This window comes from Chloroflexus sp. MS-G (assembly GCF_000735195.1).
GTDB lineage: Bacteria > Chloroflexota > Chloroflexia > Chloroflexales > Chloroflexaceae > Chloroflexus.
Genome location: NZ_JPIM01000011.1, coordinates 41,684 through 63,683, shown reverse-complemented (window position 1 = coordinate 63,683; position 22,000 = coordinate 41,684). Strand labels below are relative to the sequence as shown.

Here is a 22,000-nt window from a genome sequence, read left to right as displayed (position 1 = left end):
TTTGAGAGATACGAAGTACTATGTCTAATCAAAGCGTGGTCATAGTGCATCCACACGAAACAGAGTCGCTCGCTACTGCAATCGCGCGTGCGTTAGATGCACCGGTGTTTGATGCACGTCAGATAGCTACGCTGAATGAGTTGCTGAGCCGGGATCCCTATCTTGCTGAACAGCTTGCTACATTGCAGACGACGTGGGCCATTACGCCGCCACCGGCAACATCGCCGCTTGCCAGGTTACGACGTTGGCTGGTCTGGCGTTTGTGTGGACCCGAATTAGCCCAAATTAACGCTACCCATGCAACCCTGACACGCCTTATCGAGAGCCTGGTTGCCCACCTTGATGCCGAACGTACTGCCCGTCAGGTACTCACTGAACGGATTGAGGCGCTTGAACGAACATGACCCACCTCGTCTGGCATTCGACGTTTGCTTCAGCAACCGGATACAGTAGCTCATCGCGGGCAATTGTTGCTGAGCTTGCTGCTATGGGGCTGGCAGTACGTCCTCTTTATCTCTTCGATAGTGACGAGGCGGAACGAATGTATGGCGCCATCCCACCTCACATCCAAACCCTTCAACAATTACCTATCCGGCTCGACGTACCGCAAGTGGTCTATGGGCGCGGTGAGTTGTTTTGTAAGAATAGTGGAGCGTACCGAATCGGTTTTACAATGCTGGAAACTGATCGTCTCCCTGCGCATTGGGTTGCCCAGGCCAATCTTATGGATGAGGTTTGGACACCGACCGAGTGGGGCCGCACGGTATTTCTGGCTAGTGGAGTGACAAAACCTGTCTACACGATCCCTCTGGGAGTCGATCTGACGACCTTTACTCCCGGCCCGTCACGACAAGAACTTACCGATCGTACCGTGTTTCTCTCTGTGTTTGAATGGAGTAGACGGAAAGGATGGGATGTTCTTCTGCGTGCGTACCAGGCTGCATTCACACCCACCGCCCCAGTTGTGCTGGTCTTGAAGATTGACCATCGCGCCCCTGGTAACCCGCTTCGTGAGATCGCAACGTTGCTCGGTGACCAGGTACCACCGGTCGCAGTGCTCTACAATCAGACATTCTGCCCGACACGAATGGCCGAACTTTACCGTAGTGCCGATTGTTTCGTATTACCAACGCGAGGAGAGGGTTGGGGTATGCCGATTCTCGAAGCAATGGCTTGCGGTGTGCCGGTTATTGCAACGGCCTGGAGCGGACCGACTGCATTTCTGGATGACACGTGCGGCTATCCTTTGCCGATTAGTGGGTTGGCGCCAACTGGTGTCCCGACTGGTCCTTATGCTCAGGCGTACTGGGCAGAACCTGATCTTGAAGCGTTAGTGGAATTGCTGCGACGTGTACACACGCAGCGCTATGAAGCGCGTAGACGGGGTGAACAGGCTGCACTCCGTGCACGGCAATGGTCATGGACACATAGTGCGCAGACTATTCTAAACCGATTACGGGTGATCGGTGTATCGTTCGTTGATTGATCCTGGACTGTCTGGAATCTGCCAGACGAAGTGCATGCCCTCGATAGACTGTTGCTTGCTCTCGCCTTTCTTTAGCAGATTGCAGCACACCTGCCTGATGCCTCAGCATTTGGCCGTGCGCTGCATATTCCATCAGGCGAAGGAATAAGCAACAGCCAATCACCGGTTTTCACTATGTACTTTCATTGCTGCGATTCAAGAAAATCGGTCAACACCGCATGATATTCTGCTGCTCGTTCGAGCATCGGTAGATGGCCGCATTGTTCAATCCAAACCAGACGGCAATTTGGAATACGCGCAGCCGCAACCGGAGCCCCTGGCGGCGGCATAATCTGGTCGTGACGACAGGCAACAATCAGACTCGGTGCTCGTACCGCTGCCAGTGCTGCGCTGATGGTTGGACTACCGGCGCCACGTGCTGTCTCTAAAGCTGTTCGCTGCTCCATCGCCAGAAAATCGGCAAAAGTCTCGCGTAAAACACCGTGATCGGCCGGTAAGCGGTAAAAAAAGCGACGCCCCACCAGATGCATAATTGGCTTTACATCAAGCATCCAGGGCCGACGCAGCGCAAGCCATAGCGCCATCAGGTGATGGATCGAAGCAACTACCCGCCGTTCACGCTCATCGCGAAAGGTGCTGAAACTGGTTAAAATCAGGTGTGAGACTCGTTCGGGGTAACGCGCAGCCACGTGTACTGCAACCGCAGCACATAACGAATGACCGTTAATTGCGAACCGATCTATACCTAGCGCATCAGCAAAGGCGATGACCCAATCAGCCAGTCGTTCGAGCGATAACCGACCGCTAAGCGGTGGTGATGCGCCAAAACCGGGTAGATCGGGAGCAATAAGCATATAACGGTCGGCTAAATCATGCATGGTGTAGCGCCAGAGGCGGGATGATCCACCCCAACCATGGAGCAAAAGCAGTGGGTTGCCCTGTCCGGCACGCCGAAAAGACGTGCGTAGCCCGGTAACGGCAGTTTCAGTCGCAGATGCAGTAGGTGCGGTCATACGAAGCTTTGCGTGATAGACGAACAGTTGAAAACGACTGTACGCACGTTATGCTACTTCCAAGAACATACAAGCTAAGCACTGTTCAAGGGCATGATACCACATTGTCGTTGTGACGAGGTGTGAAAGTAAGAGAAGAGGGCTTTTCAACGGCTTCGTACCGCTTAAAGCCTGTCTGAAATATTCTGTTTCGGAAGAAGATCGGTTGGGGCGCCGCAGCGCTGTGCCCGCACATCCATCGATAGGTTTCCTCCGTTGAACTGTGAGACGATACTTCGGATAGGCACTTATTCGAAATGAAGTTTCCAGAGACTTCGCCAGATTGCGCACGAACGGTAAGACAAAAGGGAGAACCTTCGTCAGTACGTCACCTGAGTGTGCGGAGCTGGGTGTGCGCGGCCTAGGTGTGGAACCTGGGTGCGCGGGCCTTCGGCCCGCATCGTCAGTGCCTCACCTCGAATCATCGCTCGGCGTTCCGACAGCGTAGAGCGGCAGGAAGAGCCTATCCGACAATCCTGTCGCAGCGGCAGATCGGTCGAAACACAGCACTTGCTGCACCCGTCCATTCCTGTGCGGACCTGAGTGCGCGGCCTAGGTGTGGGACCTGGGTGCGCGGGCCTTCGGCCCGCATCGTCAGTGCCTCACCTCGAATCATCGCTCGGCGTTCCTATAGATCACCGTTCGTTCAATCTCTTGTCCGCACTGCGATAGAACAGCTTTTCTGTAATACAATGTGAAATACAACCGATACTGTTCTACCTGATCAGGGCCTTTTCGCCCAATTCAGGCCTAAAGAGGTTTTCTATGCTCAATTTCACTACTATCCGTGCAGTGTTGTTTGATATGGACGGTGTCCTCTATCGAGGGCAGACACCGCTGCCAGGTGTTGCCGATGTATTCAGTTTTCTCGCTGAACACAATATTGCGTTCGCCTGTATCACTAATAATGCCTCTATGACACCTCAGCAATACGAAGCCAAACTCGCCAAGATGGGGATCGAGTTGGCAGCGCAGCGGGTTATCACTTCGGCATTGGCGACAGCACGCTATTTACGTGACCATTATCCGCCCGGTACCCGCATCTTCGTAGTTGGTATGCAGGGGTTACGTGAAGCACTATTTAGCGATGGGTATTTTGTTGAAGATGAACAATCACCAGAACTAGTCGTGCAAGGAGCTGATTTCACCCTCACTTACGAGCGGCTGAAGCAAGCGACGTTGCATATCCGACGTGGCGCACGGTTTGTTTCGACCAACCCTGACCGCACGTTTCCCAGTGAAGAAGGGTTGATCCCTGGCGCCGGTGCTATTGCCGCAGCGCTGAGTGCTGCTACCGATGTTACACCACTGGTGATTGGAAAACCGGCCCCGACGATGTTTCTGATTGGCGCTGCGCTGCTCGGTGCAGACCCTCAGCAGACGCTTGTCGTTGGTGATCGCCTTGATACCGATATTGCCGGCGCAAACGCCGCCGGTATGCCGTCGGTGCTCGTGTTGACCGGCGTCAGTACCCTCGCCGAAGCCAATACGGGTTCGGTCCGACCTGATTTGGTCGTGACCGATCTTCCAGAACTGTTGACCCGCTGGCAGGAGAGTCTGAAGACGATGTAACGGTGAGAACGTGTCTTGAACATGCGCCTGTAATCTGGGAGCACGATGAGAATGGATCGCCCGGCACGTTAGCACACTGTCACGGGTGGGCAGCTTGACCCGCCCCCATTGCCCCTTTATCGTCAACCGGGAATATTCAGACACACGCTTATGGTTTTACCACCACACGCACGCGATAACTCTCGCCGAAATTGGCCACGCCGATATTCAGGATACGCAGATAATAGGTACCACTACGCGAAGGCCGAAACTCGATCCGTGAATTAGGGGCCGTATTATCATCACTGGCAATGAATACTCCAGCTCCATCGAATACATCGACAATGGTCTCAACACCTGGATCGAGATCAAATGTCTCTATCAGATAGGTCTGGTCAGCTTGCATTGTAATGACCAGCCAGTCCTCGTCAAAACCGATAAAGTTATGCTGCTGCGTTTCACCGATTACAATGGGTCGGGCTTGTTGCCGGTTGTTGTCCGGTTCAAATGGATCGGGCTGTGGAGGAGGAATGCGTTCGAGCACTAGCCGGTAGGATAGACCACCCAACGGCAAGTTGAAGGCCCGTATCCGCAAAAAGCGTGAACCGGTTGTTTCTGCCACATAGCGCAGTAAACCCGTCTCAATATTGGTCATCCCACTGTCGAGAAGCATATTCTTGGCGTCGTCGAACAGATAGAGGAATAGTTCAGCTTCAGCATTTATGGCAACGGCGCGGAAGAGATAGGCTTCGCCCGCCTGTACCTCTACCAAAGCATGATCGACATCCAGCTCAGAACGGATCGTTCGCTCTTGTTCCTCACCGGGTACTAGCAAAGAAGCCTGGGCAAATTCATCATCCGGCTCAAATTTATCAATGGCAACGGCTGGCGCCGCCTGTAGGAGCACGCGGTAGCCCGTATCGTTACTGGTTATACGGGCGGCTCGAATATTGAGATAGACTGTTGCCTCAACGTCTGCCAGATAATTCAGTTCACGGTTGAGCCTATCGAGATAGCTACCGGTCGTCAGAATGTTACCGGCAGCATCGCGCAAATCCATTTCCAGATCAACTCCTAGGCCCACGGCGGAGAGGTTGATACGATAAGCAGTCTCAGGGCGTACACTAAATACCAGCCAGTCGCTATCATCTGGATCGCTGATAGTATGTTCCTGCTCTTCATCAACCCTGAGTGGACGAGCGATGTTTGGATTGTCATCTGGCTCGAAGGCATCAGGCGGTGCGGGGGTAAAGAGGGAGACTGCTAACCGATAGCGAAGACCAAGCTGTGGCGCATCATAGGTTGCCAAACGTAGGTACAACGTCTCTGCCCGATCACTCCGATAAACAATCGCCGATGTCCGTCCGCCGTCGGCATCATCGTTGAACGCCAGTTCTCGCCCATCCTCACCGTAGAGGGCCAGCGTTGTGTTAACCTGGTCATCAAGATCAAAAGTACGGAAGAGATATGTCTGACCGGGCTGCGTGCGGAAGCGAACCCAGTCTACGTCATCAGCATAGGTAAAGCTCCGATCCTGTACTACGTCGAGCTGCAACAGTTTGGCCTGGTCCATCGTATTATCAGGTTCAAAGGCATCAGGTGGTGGTAAGATGAGCTTGCGTAACAGCAGCACACAACTGTCAGCAGCCAAACCTGAACGAAATGCCTGCACGCGCACATATAGTGTTGCCGATACATCCGGCACGAAAATGATACGTGAAGCGAAACCGTCTGCATCATCGTTGTATGCTGCCTGCTCACCGGTAGACCAGAAGAGCGTGATGGCCGTATCCAGCGTCTCGGACAGATCAGTAGTAAGCACTTCATACGCCTGTCCGGCCTGTAACTCTACCCGAAACCATGCCACTTCTCCTGCGGTCAGTCGGAGGTTTTGTGGTGTATCAAGCGCAAGCACAGGCGCAGTTGCAATCACTTCTGCGTTAAATTCAAACATACTGGGCAGTTGTACCTGATCGGTATCACCTAGCGGTCGTGGGGTGACAGTCGGAGGCGGTAGTGTCGGAGGTGGCGGTGTGGGGGGAGGTGGTACGGTTGGCGTAGGTGTGGGCCTGCTAACCGGCGTAGCACAACCGGTCAGTAGGAAACAGAGGAGTAAAGAAATTATGAAACGCATACCGCCTCCCTTTGTCTGAATGAGGTTTATGCGTAGGTCATTGTAGCATGCACAAGAACATAACCGCCTGTTCCGGGGACTACTTCTCTTGCCGACGAAAGACCGAGAAAAGATTACCACGCCAGCACAAATGAGATTGATCACCTGCCAGTTCGACGCGGTGGGCAATCGCGGGCATAACCGTTATCGATTACCTCATCGACAAAATCGCGTCCACGCTGACCAATAGCCTCTCACAACCGACACAGTTACAGGCCACTCCACAACAGACGCCGATATTCACTTTCAGGCAATCCATTCCCCGAGTATGTTTCTATCACGCACTCGTTCACAGAAACGGCAGGGACTGATTAGCCAGCCCCTGCCATTAACAACCCTGCTGCTACTGTGCGCAGGAGAGCGTTGTGGCTCGCTCCACACCACCTGAGAACTACCGGGTCAATTTACGATACACAATCCGGTGGGGATGATCGGCTTCAGCGCCTTTCCGTCGCCGATAATCGGCGGCGTATTCAGAATAGGTACCGGGGAACCAAACGACCTGGCTATTGCCTTCAAAAGCCAGAATATGCGTAGCAACCCGATCGAGAAACCAGCGGTCGTGAGAAATAATTAGCGCACAACCGGCAAAGTTCTCTAGACCCTCTTCGAGTGCGCGCAACGTATGAACATCGAGATCGTTGGTTGGCTCATCGAGCAAAAGCACATTCGCCCCAGACTTGAGAATCCGCGCCAGATGAACCCGGTTTCGCTCACCGCCGGAAAGGTTTCCGACAAGCTTTTGCTGATCGCTACCACTGAAATTAAAGCGTGCACAGTAGGCGCGTGAATTCACCTGCCGACCACCAAGCATAATCTGCTCGTTACCTTCGGAAATGGCTTCCCAGACGGTTTGCTTCGGATCAAGCACTTCCCGGCTCTGATCGACATAACCGAGCTTGACTGAAGCACCAATCTCTAGTGTCCCTCCATCAGGCTTTTCTTGCCCAACAATCATGCGGAAGAGCGTCGTTTTACCGGCGCCGTTGGGACCAACAATGCCAACGATTGCGCCCGGTGGCACATCAAAACTCAGATTTTCATAGAGCAACTTGTCGCCGTAGGCCTTCGTCACATTGGTTGCCCGAATAACCAGGTCACCGAGCCGAGGACCGGGTGGAATATAGATTTCGAGTTCACGTTCGCGTTGATCCTGAGCCTCGCTCAGCAACCGTTCGTAAGCTGCGATCCGGGCTTTTGACTTCGCGTGACGCCCCTTCGGCGCCATATTGATCCACTCCAACTCGCGCTGGAGTGCCTTCTGCCGCTGCGACTCGGCCTTCTCGCTCTCGGCCAATTTTTGTCGTTTCTGTTCGAGCCAGCTCGAATAGTTCCCCCGCCAGGGAATCCCATGGCCACGTTCCAGTTCCAGAATCCAACCGGCAACATTATTGAGAAAGTGGCGGTCATGGGTCACGGCGATAACTGTTCCCTTATACTCCTGCAAATGACGTTCAAGCCAGGCAACCGACTCAGCATCGAGATGGTTGGTCGGCTCATCGAGCAAGAGGATGTCGGGCTGCTGCAAGAGCAAACGGCAAAGCGCCACCCGGCGCCGCTCACCACCCGACAATACCGCTATCGGGGTGTCAGCAGGTGGGCAGCGCAACGCATCCATCGCTAATTCCAACCGGCTATCGAGATTCCAGCCATCAACGTGATCGATTTTATCTTGAAGCTCAGCCTGCTCGGCAATCAACGCATCGTAATCTGCGTTTGGATCGTTAAACAGCTCGGTAATCTCATCGTAGCGACGGAGTAACGCTACCGTTTCGGCCACCCCCTCCTCGACAACTTCACGCACCGTCTTGCTGTTATCGAGATATGGCTCCTGTTCGAGCAAACCGACGGTATAGCCGGGTGAACGGGTAATCTCACCAGTGTAGTCCTGATCAACACCGGCCATGATGCGCAACAGTGTGCTTTTGCCCGAACCGTTGACGCCGATCACGCCAATCTTAGCACCGTAAAAAAACGACAGACTGATGTCTTTAAGAATCTCGCGATTGGGTGGCACGACCTTGCCCACCCGGTACATCGAGAAGATAATTTTTTGTGTATCGGTCATAGAGCGACTCCTTGTGCGTTCTTCATTCAGCTTCTAGTGTAGCATATACCCAACGGTCATAAAAATTCGACAACAACATTCGCTATTTGTGGTATAATACTCAGCGAGGTGCCGGGTTGTGTAATGGTAGCACCACGGACTTTGGATCCGTTTGTCCAGGTTCGAATCCTGGCCCGGCAGCCAATTTCTTGCTCTGCCATCAGGCAATGAAACGGTTGAACTCACACAATCTTTCTTCAACCAGGAGCAGTCAGCGATGCTAAGCTGACAAATGAACAGGTGCGCAGTGAGCATGCTCGCTGCGCGTTTCTATTCAAGAAAGAAAGACCGAACTTATGGATGGTCGCCTGCTCATTTTTACCGGTAACGCTAATCCGGCGCTAGCGCAAGAGATTGCCCGCAATCTGCGTATCAATCTGGGGCGGGCATTAGTCGGTACCTTCAAGAACGGCGAGACGAGAGTCAAAATTCACGATAACGTGCGCGGCTGTGATGTGTTTGTGATCCAGCCTACCTGCACACCGGTCGATCACAACTTGATGGAATTGCTCCTTATGATCGACGCCTTCCGTCGGGCATCGGCAGCTCGCGTCACGGCCGTCATTCCCTACTATGGGTATGCCAAGCAAGAGAAAAAGACATCGGGGCGCGAACCCATTTCCGCCAAACTGGTTGCCAACTTGATCCGCACCGCGGGCGCCGACCGGGTGCTGACGATGGATCTGCACGCTCCGGCAATCGAAGGGTTCTTCGACATTCCGGTCGATCATCTACAGGCATCACCCCTCTTGGCCGATTATATTCGCGAGCTTAATTTGCCAAACCCGGTTGTGGTGTCCCCCGATACCGGCGGTGTGAATCGCGCCAACCGCTTCCGTGAGCGGATCGGCGCCGGTCTGGCTATTATCGCCAAGCAACGCCCCGAACCCGATACCGCCGAAGTGATTGAAATGGTCGGTGAAGTAGAAGGTAAGACAGCCATTATCATCGATGATATGATCTCAACCGGCGGAACTTTAATCGAGGCTGCCCAGACCTTGCTGGCCCGTGGCGCCCGTGCAGTGTATGCCTGTGCAACCCACGGCATCTTTGCCGACAATGCCCTGCAACTGATTGCCCAATCCGACCTGATCGAGACAGTGGTTACCAACACAATACCGCAACCTCCCGAAGCAAGCGCAGCACGTGTGCGCACCATCAGTGTCGCACCGCTATTCGCCGAAGCAATCATGCGGATTCACAAAGATTTGTCACTGAGCGCGCTCTTCTCCTGAACATACCGCATTGTTGCGCCCGAAGCCATCTGAACGTCGGGCGCATACCCACAATGATGCGCGCCTCTCTGCTTTGCGGGAAGGAGGATGATTCGCTTGGAAGACCCTAACCCTAGTTCGCTGGTGATTGGGATTGCGCTGTGTCTCATTGCACTCGGTATCATCTCGGCCGCTGATACAGCCTTGATCACCGTGAGTCGACCTCGCCTAAGCACGCTTCTCGCTTCAGCAGGTCTCGGTGGTCGTCGGTTTTCGGCCCATTTCCTCGATGAACCGCACCGGATCAAGTCGGCTATTATCTTCCTCAACGCTGCCCTGACGATAACTGTCACTGCACTGACCATACAGCTCACTGCTGCCCATGGGGTTCTGATTATCAGTAGCAGTCTGGTCGGGCTGCTGTTTGCGATTTTGATCCTGAGCGAAGTTGTGGCAAAGGCGCTGGCACGCCGTAGTCCTGACACAACCATTTTACTGCTGGCGCGACCATTAGTAGCCATTGCGACCCTGTTGTGGCCGCTGATGGCGATCATTAATCTCATCACACGTCCGCTCTTTACTTTCCTCAGCGGACAACCAGCTCCACCCACTCCCCTGGTGACCGAAGAGGAGTTACGACTGATGATGAGTGCCGGTGAAGAGGCAGGATGGATCGAGCACGAAGAGCGAGAGATGATAGAAGGGGTGATGGATTTTGGCGATACGCTCGTGCGCGAGATCATGATCCCGCGCGTTGACGTTGTTGCCTTAGAGGTCAATAGCCCCCTTGATCGCGCACTTGATGTCGCCATCACCTGCGGTCATTCGCGCATTCCGGTGTATGAAGAGACTATTGACAACGTGATCGGTATTCTCTACGCCAAGGACCTCATTCCCGTACTACGTGATGGAAAGCGCGATGCGCCGCTCCGTGACATCATACGTCCGGCTCATTTTGTACCGGCAACGATGAAGGTATCTACGCTGTTAGAAGATTTGCAGCGTCGGCGGGTACACATGGCAATTGTGGTTGATGAGTATGGTGGCACGGCTGGTATCGTCACCCTCGAAGACTTGATCGAGCAGATTGTGGGCGAAATTCGTGACGAGTATGACACCGAAGAACCATCTATTGTCGAGGTTGGGCCGCACGAATTGATTGTTGATGCCCGCGTAACCATTGATGACGTAGCCGACATGCTGGAAGTCGAATTTCCAGAAACGACCGCTGACCGGATTGGTGGACTGGTGTACGAGCAATTGGGACGCATTCCACGGGTTGGCGATCAAGTTATCTGTGGCGATGTTACCATCACCGTATTATCAATAAAGGGTATTCGTGCTGAACGGTTACACATTGTGCGGCAAATGCCGGCTGAAGTGGCAGCGGCAACACCGGCTGACGCCGAGAAACCTCTGTTGCCGCTCCCCAAGGAAGCGCATGGATCCAGTGGCCCTTGATCGTTTAATTACAGCAGCTTTGCAGGCCCAACAGCGTGCGTATGCCCCATACTCGCAATTTGCCGTTGGTGCAGCCGTACTAACCGCCGACGGCCAGATGTTTACCGGCGCTAATATTGAGAATGCATCCTATCCGCTGACAATATGTGCCGAACGAGTGGCGCTATTCTGTGCCCATATGTCCACAGCAGGACCGGTCATTGCGCTGGCGGTGGTGACTCCAACCCCGACTGTAGCCAGCCCCTGTGGTGCCTGCCGCCAGGTTATCTTAGAGCTGGCGCCACAGGCGCAAATTGTGTTGCTGAACCACAATGGCAGTGAGCGGCGACTGACGACGCCGCAGGAATTGTTGCCCTTCGGGTTCGGGCCAGATCAACTGAGGAACGGTTAGGTTGCACACCAAATCTACTCGCGACGTGGCTTACTACTGTCCGGAGGCGTATCTGGCATTGGTAGCAAGGGGGCAACCGGTGCTACCAACCGATCAACGATAGCGCCGAGTCGAGTGAACTGGGGTCCCAATTCGGTTTCGGCCAGCGGTATGTTCACCGGTACATCCAGCTCAACCGGAATAGAGGTAACTAACTTGACATTCATATTCAGATCAACCGGTAATTCCAGGCCAGCCGGCAACACAATAGACACACTGGCATTGAGATTCCCACCACCACCGGGAAAAGTGATTTGGGCAGGGGCTTGCAGTGCAACCGGCTCGGTCAGCGTTACCACGTTACGCTCGGTCATGATGGTATCACCGTTAATCGGCACATTCAGCTCAATCGGTAGACGGGTGCTTAACGGTACGGTATACACAATCGTCGCCCCTTCGAGTTTATCAACCACATCTTGCAACTCGGCGAGATTGTTGGCTGCAAAGACCGGTAAACTCTCGGAGAGCTGGGCTACCTGGCGTTGATACATCACCAGAATACCAACCACAATGCCGAGCACAACCAGCAGAACCGCATTCATGATGAAAGATGTCCAGATCATCGCCTTATAGAGGGGGGCGATCCGCGCATAGCGCTTGGGGGGACGAGTAGTGGTTTCGCTGCTCATGGAACCTCCTGCAACTACGGTTGTTTGGAATAATACCACGCTTGTTCGTAGATGCAAGAGTTGCACAATGGGAATTTTCGCGTATAATGGAATTGTGCCGCGAACGGCAGATACTTGCGGAACCCCGCCAGGACCGAAAGGTAGCAACGGTACGCGAGTTCCTCTGGGTGTTCGCGGCGCACTTGTTCAGGCTCGATCATCGGCCACCAGTGCAGCAGCCAGATCGGCCAGCAAGGGTGTTCCCCCCATCCTCAGCAGAATCGGTACTGCTATCTCGAGCGAACGGAATATCTCCTCACGACCAATAGCGGCCTGCTGTAACGTGGCTGCGAACTGGGCCAGAGTGCTCGGATCGGCAGGATCTCGCGCTGCGACTATCGCCAGCCCGGCCCGTACTCGTTCGTTGCGACGGCGAATCCGGCGGGTAATGGCATCTGCTACTGTAAGCTGGCCCTGTCCGGCTAATGCCACAACCAGAGCCGCCCGATACCGACTCCGCGCCTCGCCAATCAGCAACTCATCGGTAAGCTGATCGGCCAGGATCGGATCAGCCGTTGCCAGTAACGGCGCCGAGACAATCAAAGCTCGCGCCCGCTCGCCGGCAAGATCAATCTCACGGATCAACCTCACCGCTTCAGATACCTTACCGGCCCGAATCAGTGCAATCGCCAGATCGGCCCTGGTTCGTGCTCGTTGATCGGGGGCAACGATAGCCGCTGCCTGATCGCTAGCTGCCTGCCAATCACCGGCAGCCGCCAGCAGACGCGCAATCTCATCGCGTGCCCAATCACGCTCATCATCGTCGGTGATCTCGGCAAGTACCGCCTGAGCGCCAGTATAATCATGAGCCTGGGCGCACGCAACGGCTACCCGCGACAAAGCTCTTTCCAGTTCTTCGCCGCTTAACTGGCGGGCAATCGTCAATGCCCGTTCTCGCCGCCCAATCGCAGCATGCGCTGCGGCCAGTGCAGCTAGAAGAATCGGTCGGTCTTCACCCTGAAGCGCATCAATCTCTCGTGTTGCTCGCTCGGTTGCCAGGTTTGCAACCAGACCTTGCAGCAAGACTCGCAACTCAAGCAGCGTCGTTACGCGCAATTCGCGGCTGGTAATCCGCTCTGCAGCCGCCAGGGCGTCGCCATCCTTCTCGGCCAGGGCAAAGACCCGCGCCAGCCGGGCCAAACCACGATCGCGCTGATGAGGACTTGGCAGCGCCATAATCCGCTGCAACGCTGCATCTTCGTTATGTGTAGCCAGATCGCAGGCCAACTCGATTTCTGCCCATGCCCGCGCCGTCTCTACCGTTAGCTCTGCAAGTAACATCTGAGCGCGGGGATCGGCGATCCGTGCCAGCGCCACTGCAACCTCAGCTTGCGCCCAGGCTGCACGATGTTCGTGCAGAATAGCCCGTGCCAATCGCCAGGCCCGATCGTACTGACCGTTATCCAGGAAGTAACGCACAACCAGCGTTTCGACATGAGCGCGTCGTTCCAGCAAATCGATCCGCTCGGCGCATAGCAAGGCGCGATCAGGATCGCCCGCCTCGATACACGCCGTTGCCAACGCTTCTATTGCCTGATCACGAACATCACGCCACGCCCGCGAGACCGGTTGCGCCTCGAGATCAAGCGCGCGCGAGAGCAGGCGCATCGCTGCACTCCGCATATTCACGCTGTAACACGCTTCGCCGAGTTGACGCAAAACGGCCGCTTTCGGCACCCCATCCGGCAATTGTTCGACAATAGCGGTCACCCGGCGCAGGCTTCCTTCACGACCGGATGTATTCACCGCTGTGAGGAACGCAGCCGTTACTAACTCGCCGCTCAATTGACGGGCGCGAGCGGCAAGCGTTCCGGTAACCGCAGCCATCCGCGCCAGACTCAGCGGCGACGTGAGTGCCGGGTCATGCAGCATCCATCCGGCATCACGCAGCGCGCCAGCCAATCCTTCCCGTAATTCTCGTTCACGTAGCCAGCTCAACGGTTGTGCGACCGGCAAATCAGGTGTTCGGTGATCGGGCGTACACAGTACCGCATGGCGCGCTAGTTGCCGACCGAGATAGCGATTGGTCGGGTCGAGCGGATTACGCCGCAACCGTTCAGTGCCCCACTGAGCCAACTCGCAATGCGCAGCCTCCACCTCGTGCGGCACATGACGCGCAAGGAAAAGGCGTAACGCACGATGGGTATAGCGCACGAGCAAGAGGGTATCCTCATCGCTCGCCCGCCACAAATTGATATGCACCAATCCCTGTTCTTCCCAGCGGTCGAGCAGGAGTTGTGGATGCTCAGCGCTGACCTCGGCGAGCGCAACAACCGGTAACGGTTCACCAGCCGCAGCTAACAATACTGCCAAACGTCGTTCGGTTGCGTTAAGCGACTGCCACCAATTCTGAAGAAGCTGATCGAGATCGGTCGGCAGATGAGTAATCTCCAGCAAGCCAAGGTGCAGCCAACGTTCAGCCCAACTGAGGTAGAGCAGATTCCCCTGAGCAGCCGCCAAAATAGCTTCGCGCCATTTGGGTGGGCAGTGACGCCGTTCAAGGAGACTGGTCTGTGTCTGAAGCAGCGCCCGATCAGCGGCGGGTAATACCAGTCGAGCATCTGGTTCGACCGGCAATTGACCATGAACCAGCAAAATAACGCCTGGCGGTACATCAAACGGCAGTGGTAACGGGAGCGGACGCAACGGTTGCCGATCACGATCCGGCGCACTTACCAGCAGCACCAGCGGGCGAGACGGGTCGGCAATCTCATTCAGGAGACGCTCAAAAGCAGCGGGGTCAGTCAACGCAGCCGGATCAAGTAAAGGCAAGGTGGGCCGACGAGTGGCCACAATCTGGGCGTAGAAGGCTAGTGCTCCATTCCCCTCATCATCATCGGCCAGCCAGAGCGGCCATTCGGCGCGTACCGCCAACTGGCAGAGCAGCGTCGTTGCACCAACACCCATCGGCGCTTCGAGGGCGATAACCCCCCGCTGCTCGCGCAGTGTGGCAAGCACAGCCTCATACAGCGCCGGTCGTTCAATCGCAGTACGCAAGCAGGCCTGTACCCGTTCCTGTTGCGCCCGCAACGCCGGCGCCACGACTGCGTATAGTTCGTGAAATTGCTCAACAGCGCGAAACGCACGCGGCAGTACAGTCTTCATCAATTATCTAATATACCATATCTGTGATAGAGGATTGAGAGATTTATGCCCGGCGCGATATTCACTCTGTACGTTTCAAGGGTTTTTGGTAATCACTTGCAGGCCAGGAATATTGGTAAAATCTTTCGCGTTGTGGGTAACGAGAGGTATATCATAGCTTCGTGCACATGCCGCAATCCAGGTATCGGCGCAGGAGATCGGGACACCGTTCTTTTTTCGATGTGCAATGATCGCACCGTAATGTTCGGCTATACGATAATTGTAGGGAATCACCACAAATTTACGAATAGTAGCACGGAGTTGTGCTTTTTGTTGTGCCCCCAATTTGCCCACTCTGCGCCAGCCCAAAGCTCTCCCACAGTAATGAAGGATATAGCAAGTCTCTTTCCTGAGAGATGCTTTTCATAGAGCTGTGCTTGTGGAGTGTTTTTCATGATGTATGAAACAATGTTTGTGTCGAGAAGCAGATATTTCGATTTCATGCAATGCTCTTGCACTATTCAGCTAAATTTCCTTTGCGTAGACTATTGATAAACTCCTCAAATTTATCATCAACCTCGCCAGGCCATGTATTATAGAGAGTTTCTAGATTGGTTTTTGAGGTAATTCCCTGTAGCATGGCAAGCTCATCAAGAGTTCTAAACTGCCAAAACTCCTGGGTTCTCGACAACGGTTCAATAGTATGTACACGTACATAGCTCATCTTGCCGGTAGCCGGATTGATAATGGCTTCACCTGTTACCCGCACGTAGTGTCGTGTCATTGTATCGACCTCGTCCGCTTGTTCCTCGGTGAACGTACAAGACACCGACTCGCCAGAAGACGTTTGTAATGACATACGCCGACGCTTAAAATCGACCATGAACACATAACCTTCTATCTCGGCCAATGTGTGTCTTCTGATGACATCAAACCCCTGAGCGGTATACCAAACGTGCAATGGTAATACGTCTCGATACAATGTGAAGGTCATGCGTGAGACACCTCTTCGGAAGAGGTCACCAACCCTACTCCAGGCAATAAGCAGCTCTCTATCGAACCTGAACAACGACTCTTCTGTAGCCTGTTGCATCTTTTCTAATTCCCAAAGAGCCTTCTCAAAAATACGAATCGCCTCACTACCGTTTCCTGCCGAACGCACGGTTGCGCTTCGCTGGAAGGAAAGTATCGTTGATAGACTGCGCTCCGAAATCCCAACGAGATCCAATTCTAGAAGCTGCCGAAGTTGCTTCCGCCTCACAATTCTCTTAACATCGTGCTCAACATTATCCTGCTCATCAAGCAGGATTTCTCCCGTTCGATACAAAGCGCGCTGAAAACCTGCCAGAAAGATCGCAAGGTAGGATATTGGTATCCGCCCCCAACGAACCGATTCGCCTTCTAGTGACACCTGTAGAAACAGCTCCATAACAGATTCCTTTCCAGAGCAGGCTTTACTGCTAGTGGCAGCAATCACTATAAGTATGTGACAAGAAATACAATGATCAAAAGCGCCGTGTAGCAAGGGAAACAGCGTATACCGACCTCATTTCACCCAAAAACAGTTGAACGATTACTATGAAATCAACAACAACTCAACAAAAACAGAGTGCGGCAAGGTCTTTACAACCATCTGCCGCACTCCGTGCAAAGCTAAATTGCAAGGGCAGGACTACTTAATCTCAACCACTGCACCGACTTCGGTCAGTTTCGCCTTGGCTGCCTCGGCCTCTTCCTTGCTCACACCCTCGCGAACCGGCTTGGGCGCACCCTCAACCAGGTCCTTTGCCTCCTTCAGACCAAGGTTGGTCAGCTCACGCACCACCTTAATAACCTGAATCTTGTTAGGACCGGCCTCTTTGAGGATGACGTCGAATTCAGTCTTCTCTTCGACCGGCGCCGCAGCCGCAGCACCATCACCAGCCGCTGCAACTGGCATTGCGGCGCCCATTGCCATCACGGGAGCAGCAGCGGTAACCCCCCACTTCTCCTCCATCTTCTTCTTCAGCTCAACCAGCTCGAGGACGTTAAGGCCCTCAATCATCTCGATAATTGAATCAATCTTGGACATGGTAGTCACACTCCTTATGAGAACTAAATACTTGACCGCGCAGATAACGATTATGCCGTTTCACCTTGCGGTTGTAACTGATCGATCCGAGCCTGCAATACGTAGAGAACGTTTGAAATCGCGGCGTTGAGAACACCAACCACGCCAGCGACCGGTGCGGCAATGCCGCCGACCACCTGTGCAAGCGCCTGCTCACGCGAAGGCAGCCTGGTCACCTGCTCAAGGGCGTCAGCCGGAAGCAATGTCTGACCGAGCAAGGCGCCACGCACAGTAAAGCTCTTATTCCCCGACTTTAGATAATCGAGGAGCGCTTTCGCAACCTTCGAGACATCGTCATACCCGAAGGTCACTGCCGTTGGGCCAGACAGTAGTGGGTCAATTGCCTCACGTCCAGTATGATTAGCGGCAATTCTCAACAGCGTATTTTTTGCCACTACAACCTCGCCACCGTGCTCGCGCAACTTACGGCGTAACTCTGTCATATCGGCAACGCTCATACCCTTACCATCGCCGCGATAGTCGGCAACCACAACCAACTGGGCGCGGCGCAGCTTTTCGGTCAGCGTACTAACCGTCTCAATTTTACGCTGCGTTGGCATGCATTTCACCTCCTCTCAAAGTAGATTAAAAACGGTCGCCTGTCTCCTGAGACAGGCGACCGAGAACGGCGCAGCTTATCTGCGCACAACTGACAGAGTGAGCATATCACTCACGACTATCGTATCTCAGACGCCACCTCGGTCGGCAGCCCAAAGGCCATTAAGAGCACAGCTCACCGACTGTCTCAGGCAGCTAATGAAAGATATTAGACCTTCAAATTCTGGGCAGCAACCGGATCAACCGGTATTCCAGGCCCCATAGTACTTGTCAGCGTCACACTCCGAATATAGGTACCTTTCGCACCACTTGGCTTTGCCGCTTTCACCGCGTCCATGAGCGCTACAAAATTTTCGCTCAACTGCTGTGGTGTAAAACTAACCTTCCCGATAGCAACGTGCAGGATACCGGTCTTATCGTTACGAATCTCGACCCGACCTCCCTTCACCTCGCGGATGGTACGGGCCAGATCGGCGGCAGGAACGATGGTCCCACTCTTTGGGTTAGGCATCAAACCACGCGGACCGAGCTTACGACCGATGCGACCGACCTTACCCATCATATCAGGGGTTGCGATAGCCACATCGAAGTCGAAGAAATTCTCGCGGTCGATACGGGCAATCAAATCATCGCTACCCGCATAATCTGCACCGGCATCGAGCGCGATTTGCGCAGCTTCACCCTGAGCAAAGACCAGCACACGCACCGTTTTACCGGTACCGTGTGGCAATGCAACCGTAGTACGAATATTCTGATCAGCGTGACGAGGATCGATACCAAGCCGCAGATGCGCTTCAACCGTCGCATCAAATTTTGTGTACGACGTTTCTTTAACCAGGGCGAGCGCATCGAGCGGTGAATAGAGACGAGTTCGATCAACCTTCGCCAGAGCGGCGAGATACTTTTTTCCGTGCTTTGGCATGGCAGCTACTCCTGGTGGTGATGGCGGATCAAGTAATCCTCCCACCAACTAATCATTCAACAATCTTAATGCCCATACTCCGTGCCGTACCGGCGATAATCCGCTCAGCGGCCTCGATATCATTCGCGTTCATATCAGGCAATTTCTGCTGAGCGATCTGGCGCAACTGTGCACGTGTAATCGTACCAACCGTCGTGCGCTTCGGCGTACTGGCACCCTTCTGAATACCAGCCGCTTTGCGCAAAAGATCAGCCGCCGGTGGGGTAAGCAGACGGGCGACGAAGGAGCGGTCGCTGTAAATCGAAATCTCGACCGGAACGATACTCCCGGCCTGCGAGGCCGATTTTTCGTTATACTCCTTCACGAAGGCCATAATATTGATGCCGTACTGACCGAGCGCCGGGCCAACGGGCGGCGCCGGGGTAGCCTTACCGGCCGGCAATTGCAGTTTTACCACTGCCACAAGTTTCTTAGCCACGACACAACTCCTTACATGGCGGGAAAGCAGGCAACGCCCTCTCCCTCCCTCGCGCAACCGGCGAGGTAGCGGATCGACGACACAATTATTCTACCAATCGAGTTACCTGTAAGAAATCAAGTTCAACTGGCGCTTCACGGCCAAAGAAAGAGACGAGGACACGCACCCGACCTCGCTCGTGATCGATGGCATCGACAATACCCTCGAAATCGGTAAAGGGACCATCGATAATCTTAACCGCCTGTCCTTTTTGATAGCTTACGCGTACCTTCGGAGTTTCGCCCTCCATCTGACGAAGAATTGCTTTCACCTCTTCTTCATCAAGGGGAGTAGGTTTATTGCCATGCCCGACGAAGCTGGTCACGCCAGGTGTATTGCGCACCACGTACCACGAATCATCGGTAAGACGCATCTGCACCAGGACATAGCCGGGATAGATCTTCTTATTAACCGTGCGGCGCTGACCATTTTTGATCTCAATTTCCTCTTCAGTTGGCACGATCACGCGAAAAATCTGGTCTTGCATCTCCATCGAAGCAATCCGATGCTCCAGATTTTTCTTGACCTTATTTTCGTAACCTGAGTAGGTATGGATCACATACCAGCGCCGATCATCGGCCTCTTTCTCTTTTTCCTTTTCCTTTTCCTCAGACATGGCAGTCCTCGTTCGCGAACAGCTATTGGACGAGGCTCACGAGACTCGTGTAAAGGAAGGTGAAGATTGTATCGCCAATAAAGAGCAACAACCCGATAACAAGCGATACTGCAACCACGAGCACCGTAAGGCGAATCGTCTCTTCGCGGCTTGGCCAAACAACTTGCCGTAACTCGCTGCGCGTTTCGCGAAACGTGCGCACGAGAATGTTTTCTTGAACGTCACGATCTGTATCTTTGGCCACGGCCATTTTATACCCTTCACTTTGAAGCTGTCGGCGACAGCAGCGCCGCCGACAGCTTAGCGAATCCGGCCTTGGGAATTAATCAAGGATCTTGGTCACGACACCAGCACCGACGGTGCGACCACCCTCGCGGATGGCGAAGCGCAACCCCTCTTCAATCGCCACCGGCACGATCAGGTCGATGGTCATCACCACGTTGTCGCCTGGCATCACCATCTCCATCCCCGCCGGTAAGCTAATCGCCCCCGTCACGTCGGTCGTCCGAATGTAGAACTGCGGCCGGTAGCCCGAGAAGAACGGCGTGTGCCGTCCACCCTCTTCCTTCTTCAACACGTACACCTGCGCCTCAAACTTCTTGTGCGGCTTGATGCTCCCAGGCGCGCACAACACCTGCCCGCGCTCAACCTCGTTGCGCTCAATCCCCCGCAACAGACAGCCGACGTTGTCGCCAGCAATCCCTTCATCGAGCGTCTTCTGGAACATCTCCACCCCCGTCACCACCGTGCGGCGGGGCGCTTCGTCGGTCATGCCCACAATCTCGACCGTATCGCCGACCTTCACCTTCCCGCGCTCGATCCGCCCGGTCACCACCGTTCCACGCCCCTTAATCCCGAACACGTCTTCTATCGGCATCAGGAACGGCTGGTCAATCGCCCGCTGCGGCGTCGGAATGTACTCATCGACCGCCTTCATCAGCTCCAGGATACAGGCATACTCCGGCGCGTTGATGTCCTGGCTTGGGCTTTCCAGCGCATTGCGGGCGCTCCCGCGGATAATCGGAATCTCATCGCCCGGAAACCCGTACTTGCTGAGCAGCTCGCGCAACTCCAGCTCGACCAGCTCCAGCAGCTCGGGGTCGTCCATCATATCGACCTTGTTGAGGAACACGACGATGGCCGGCACCTGTACCTGGCGGGCGAGCAGGATGTGCTCGCGGGTCTGCGGCATCGGGCCATCGGGGGCGCTCACCACCAAAATCGCGCCGTCCATCTGTGCTGCGCCGGTAATCATATTCTTAATGTAGTCGGCGTGGCCGGGACAGTCCACGTGCGCGTAGTGGCGTTTCTCGGTCTGATACTCCACGTGACGAATGGCAATCGTAATGCCACGGGCGCGCTCTTCCGGTGCATTGTCAATCTGGTCGTAGGCCATAAACTGGGCCGCGCCCTTGAGTGACAGCACCTTGGTGATTGCAGCGGTCAACGTCGTCTTGCCGTGGTCTACGTGACCGATGGTGCCGACATTGACGTGCGGTTTCGTCCGCTCGAATTTTTGTTTGGCCATGGATTCCTTGCTCCTTAAGACAAGGCGCGAAAATATGCCGCTCGTGCCAAGACAGTTGGCACGAGCAACTGGGCAAGGTTCGCGCTCACCTCGCCATCACTGTCGGCTGGAGCCTACGACGGGACTTGAACCCGTGACCTCGTCTTTACCAAAGACGTGCTCTACCGACTGAGCTACGTAGGCATAAACGAGTAGAGCGATACAAGAAACACTCTACTCATTTGTTGGTGGGCCGGGCAGGATTCGAACCTGCGAAGGCGTAAGCCAGCGATTTTACAGACCGCCCCGTTTGGCCACTTCGGTACCGACCCGTAAGTAGCGATGGAGCCGACGCAGGGACTTGAACCCTGAACCGGCGGTTTACAAAACCGCTGCTCTGCCAATTGAGCTACGTCGGCACACACCGACGGCGTCGAGCCATCGCTCAGCAGTGTGCATTCTAACACAATCTGGCGTTTTATGCAAATGGGTACGGCGCCGGATAGGGTTTTTCGGAGTTTTCAGCTTTAGGTCACCTTCGATG

At 54.5% G+C, this 22,000-nt stretch carries 19 protein-coding genes, 4 tRNA genes, 1 other RNA gene, 1 pseudogene and 1 other annotated feature; of the genes and pseudogenes, 8 read left to right on the top strand and 17 right to left on the bottom strand.

Translation table 11 applies throughout. From position 1 onward, the window contains the following. Positions 1–20: 20 nt before the first annotated feature. Both JE47_RS0103570 and JE47_RS0103565 read left to right on the top strand, forming a co-directional pair. The gene (locus tag JE47_RS0103570; protein ID WP_031458428.1) at positions 21–404 is read left to right on the top strand and encodes a hypothetical protein; all 384 of its coding nucleotides are present in this window, start codon (positions 21–23) and stop codon (positions 402–404) included. Next, complete coding sequence (locus JE47_RS0103565; RefSeq protein WP_031458427.1) at positions 401–1,486, top strand: glycosyltransferase; 1,086 nt, start codon at positions 401–403, stop codon at positions 1,484–1,486. Before JE47_RS0103570 ends, JE47_RS0103565 begins: the two co-directional genes overlap by 4 nt. A gap of 182 nt (positions 1,487–1,668) precedes the next feature. Here the strand turns inward: JE47_RS0103565 and JE47_RS0103560 are convergent, their stop codons facing one another. Then, positions 1,669–2,499, bottom strand: a complete 831-nt coding sequence (locus JE47_RS0103560) for an alpha/beta fold hydrolase (protein ID WP_031458426.1) — start codon at positions 2,497–2,499, stop codon at positions 1,669–1,671. Between the two features lie 804 nt (positions 2,500–3,303). Here JE47_RS0103560 and JE47_RS0103555 point away from each other — a divergent pair. Continuing rightward, positions 3,304–4,110 carry an HAD-IIA family hydrolase gene (locus tag JE47_RS0103555; protein WP_031458425.1) on the top strand — a complete coding sequence of 269 codons (807 nt, stop codon included), beginning with the start codon at positions 3,304–3,306 and terminating at the stop codon, positions 4,108–4,110. A gap of 148 nt (positions 4,111–4,258) precedes the next feature. Here the strand turns inward: JE47_RS0103555 and JE47_RS0103550 are convergent, their stop codons facing one another. Together JE47_RS0103550 and ettA are read right to left on the bottom strand one after the other, a co-directional pair. After that, on the bottom strand, positions 4,259–6,223 hold the full coding sequence (locus tag JE47_RS0103550) for a hypothetical protein (protein ID WP_081909985.1): 1,965 nt from the start codon (positions 6,221–6,223) through the stop codon (positions 4,259–4,261). Positions 6,224–6,653: 430 nt separating this feature from the next. Further along, positions 6,654–8,330 (bottom strand): energy-dependent translational throttle protein EttA, encoded by a 1,677-nt coding sequence (ettA, locus tag JE47_RS0103545; protein WP_031458423.1) that lies wholly within the window; start codon positions 8,328–8,330, stop codon positions 6,654–6,656. A 109-nt stretch (positions 8,331–8,439) separates the two neighbouring features. Between ettA and JE47_RS0103540 the strand changes: the two genes are divergently transcribed. The 4 genes from JE47_RS0103540 to cdd all read left to right on the top strand — a co-directional run bounded on the left by JE47_RS0103540 (position 8,440) and on the right by cdd (position 11,435). Next, positions 8,440–8,513 (top strand) — tRNA-Gln (locus tag JE47_RS0103540). Positions 8,514–8,665: 152 nt separating this feature from the next. After that, on the top strand, positions 8,666–9,604 hold the full coding sequence (locus tag JE47_RS0103535) for a ribose-phosphate diphosphokinase (RefSeq protein WP_031458422.1): 939 nt from the start codon (positions 8,666–8,668) through the stop codon (positions 9,602–9,604). Between the two features lie 87 nt (positions 9,605–9,691). Beyond that, a complete protein-coding gene (locus tag JE47_RS0103530) occupies positions 9,692–11,044 on the top strand; it encodes a hemolysin family protein (protein ID WP_031458421.1) in 1,353 nt (450 codons plus the stop codon). Continuing rightward, positions 11,025–11,435, top strand: a complete 411-nt coding sequence (gene cdd / locus JE47_RS0103525; RefSeq protein WP_031458420.1) for a cytidine deaminase — start codon at positions 11,025–11,027, stop codon at positions 11,433–11,435. The genes JE47_RS0103530 and cdd overlap by 20 nt, the downstream gene beginning before the upstream one ends. A 14-nt stretch (positions 11,436–11,449) precedes the next feature. Here the strand turns inward: cdd and JE47_RS0103520 are convergent, their stop codons facing one another. After that, positions 11,450–12,103 (bottom strand): hypothetical protein, encoded by a 654-nt coding sequence (locus JE47_RS0103520; protein WP_031458419.1) that lies wholly within the window; start codon positions 12,101–12,103, stop codon positions 11,450–11,452. A 90-nt stretch (positions 12,104–12,193) separates the two neighbouring features. Between JE47_RS0103520 and ffs the strand changes: the two genes are divergently transcribed. Beyond that, positions 12,194–12,292, top strand: an RNA gene (gene ffs, locus JE47_RS21260) — signal recognition particle sRNA small type. Here the strand turns inward: ffs and JE47_RS0103515 are convergent. The 13 genes and pseudogenes from JE47_RS0103515 to JE47_RS0103450 all read right to left on the bottom strand — a co-directional run bounded on the left by JE47_RS0103515 (position 12,290) and on the right by JE47_RS0103450 (position 21,875). Further along, positions 12,290–15,247, bottom strand: coding sequence for a hypothetical protein (locus JE47_RS0103515; RefSeq protein ID WP_031458418.1), 2,958 nt, complete (start codon positions 15,245–15,247; stop codon positions 12,290–12,292). The two genes, ffs and JE47_RS0103515, sit on opposite strands and share 3 nt — an antisense overlap. A 75-nt stretch (positions 15,248–15,322) precedes the next feature. Beyond that, positions 15,323–15,681, bottom strand: a pseudogene (locus JE47_RS21255) (PIN domain-containing protein). Positions 15,682–15,743: 62 nt separating this feature from the next. Next, positions 15,744–16,655, bottom strand: a complete 912-nt coding sequence (locus tag JE47_RS20310; protein ID WP_236631124.1) for a hypothetical protein — start codon at positions 16,653–16,655, stop codon at positions 15,744–15,746. 243 nt (positions 16,656–16,898) lie between these two features. Then, positions 16,899–17,297 carry a 50S ribosomal protein L7/L12 gene (gene rplL, locus JE47_RS0103495; protein ID WP_028458694.1) on the bottom strand — a complete coding sequence of 133 codons (399 nt, stop codon included), beginning with the start codon at positions 17,295–17,297 and terminating at the stop codon, positions 16,899–16,901. 50 nt (positions 17,298–17,347) lie between these two features. Beyond that, entirely contained in the window at positions 17,348–17,896 is a 549-nt protein-coding gene (gene rplJ / locus JE47_RS0103490; RefSeq protein ID WP_031458415.1) for a 50S ribosomal protein L10, read from the bottom strand. A gap of 17 nt (positions 17,897–17,913) precedes the next feature. Continuing rightward, positions 17,914–18,104 (bottom strand) — a sequence feature (ribosomal protein L10 leader region). After that, positions 18,103–18,816 (bottom strand): 50S ribosomal protein L1, encoded by a 714-nt coding sequence (gene rplA / locus JE47_RS0103485; protein WP_028458696.1) that lies wholly within the window; start codon positions 18,814–18,816, stop codon positions 18,103–18,105. (Overlaps the previous feature by 2 nt.) A 52-nt stretch (positions 18,817–18,868) precedes the next feature. Continuing rightward, a complete protein-coding gene (gene rplK / locus JE47_RS0103480; protein ID WP_031458414.1) occupies positions 18,869–19,294 on the bottom strand; it encodes a 50S ribosomal protein L11 in 426 nt (141 codons plus the stop codon). Between the two features lie 85 nt (positions 19,295–19,379). After that, positions 19,380–19,949 carry a transcription termination/antitermination protein NusG gene (nusG, locus tag JE47_RS0103475; RefSeq protein ID WP_028458698.1) on the bottom strand — a complete coding sequence of 190 codons (570 nt, stop codon included), beginning with the start codon at positions 19,947–19,949 and terminating at the stop codon, positions 19,380–19,382. Positions 19,950–19,971: 22 nt separating this feature from the next. Beyond that, positions 19,972–20,199 carry a preprotein translocase subunit SecE gene (gene secE, locus JE47_RS0103470; protein WP_031458413.1) on the bottom strand — a complete coding sequence of 76 codons (228 nt, stop codon included), beginning with the start codon at positions 20,197–20,199 and terminating at the stop codon, positions 19,972–19,974. 72 nt (positions 20,200–20,271) lie between these two features. Continuing rightward, positions 20,272–21,477 (bottom strand): elongation factor Tu, encoded by a 1,206-nt coding sequence (gene tuf, locus JE47_RS0103465; RefSeq protein WP_031458224.1) that lies wholly within the window; start codon positions 21,475–21,477, stop codon positions 20,272–20,274. Positions 21,478–21,584: 107 nt separating this feature from the next. After that, positions 21,585–21,660 (bottom strand) — tRNA-Thr (locus JE47_RS0103460). Between the two features lie 42 nt (positions 21,661–21,702). After that, a tRNA-Tyr gene (locus JE47_RS0103455) sits at positions 21,703–21,788 on the bottom strand. Positions 21,789–21,799: 11 nt separating this feature from the next. Further along, a tRNA-Thr gene (locus JE47_RS0103450) sits at positions 21,800–21,875 on the bottom strand. Positions 21,876–22,000: the final 125 nt, after the last annotated feature.

Excerpts from the sequence above, each read along its gene's own strand:
- JE47_RS0103570 (WP_031458428.1), top strand. The coding sequence starts at position 21 with ATGTCTAATCAAAGCGTGGTCATAGTGCATCCACACGAAACAGAGTCG.
- JE47_RS0103565 (WP_031458427.1), top strand. The coding sequence starts at position 401 with ATGACCCACCTCGTCTGGCATTCGACGTTTGCTTCAGCAACCGGATAC.
- JE47_RS0103560 (WP_031458426.1), bottom strand. The coding sequence starts at position 2,499 with ATGACCGCACCTACTGCATCTGCGACTGAAACTGCCGTTACCGGGCTA.
- JE47_RS0103555 (WP_031458425.1), top strand. The coding sequence starts at position 3,304 with ATGCTCAATTTCACTACTATCCGTGCAGTGTTGTTTGATATGGACGGT.
- JE47_RS0103550 (WP_081909985.1), bottom strand. The coding sequence starts at position 6,223 with ATGCGTTTCATAATTTCTTTACTCCTCTGTTTCCTACTGACCGGTTGT.
- ettA (WP_031458423.1), bottom strand. The coding sequence starts at position 8,330 with ATGACCGATACACAAAAAATTATCTTCTCGATGTACCGGGTGGGCAAG.
- JE47_RS0103535 (WP_031458422.1), top strand. The coding sequence starts at position 8,666 with ATGGATGGTCGCCTGCTCATTTTTACCGGTAACGCTAATCCGGCGCTA.
- JE47_RS0103530 (WP_031458421.1), top strand. The coding sequence starts at position 9,692 with ATGATTCGCTTGGAAGACCCTAACCCTAGTTCGCTGGTGATTGGGATT.
- cdd (WP_031458420.1), top strand. The coding sequence starts at position 11,025 with ATGGATCCAGTGGCCCTTGATCGTTTAATTACAGCAGCTTTGCAGGCC.
- JE47_RS0103520 (WP_031458419.1), bottom strand. The coding sequence starts at position 12,103 with ATGAGCAGCGAAACCACTACTCGTCCCCCCAAGCGCTATGCGCGGATC.
- JE47_RS0103515 (WP_031458418.1), bottom strand. The coding sequence starts at position 15,247 with ATGAAGACTGTACTGCCGCGTGCGTTTCGCGCTGTTGAGCAATTTCAC.
- JE47_RS20310 (WP_236631124.1), bottom strand. The coding sequence starts at position 16,655 with ATGGAGCTGTTTCTACAGGTGTCACTAGAAGGCGAATCGGTTCGTTGG.
- rplL (WP_028458694.1), bottom strand. The coding sequence starts at position 17,297 with ATGTCCAAGATTGATTCAATTATCGAGATGATTGAGGGCCTTAACGTC.
- rplJ (WP_031458415.1), bottom strand. The coding sequence starts at position 17,896 with ATGCCAACGCAGCGTAAAATTGAGACGGTTAGTACGCTGACCGAAAAG.
- rplA (WP_028458696.1), bottom strand. The coding sequence starts at position 18,816 with ATGCCAAAGCACGGAAAAAAGTATCTCGCCGCTCTGGCGAAGGTTGAT.
- nusG (WP_028458698.1), bottom strand. The coding sequence starts at position 19,949 with ATGTCTGAGGAAAAGGAAAAGGAAAAAGAGAAAGAGGCCGATGATCGG.
- secE (WP_031458413.1), bottom strand. The coding sequence starts at position 20,199 with ATGGCCGTGGCCAAAGATACAGATCGTGACGTTCAAGAAAACATTCTC.
- tuf (WP_031458224.1), bottom strand. The coding sequence starts at position 21,477 with ATGGCCAAACAAAAATTCGAGCGGACGAAACCGCACGTCAATGTCGGC.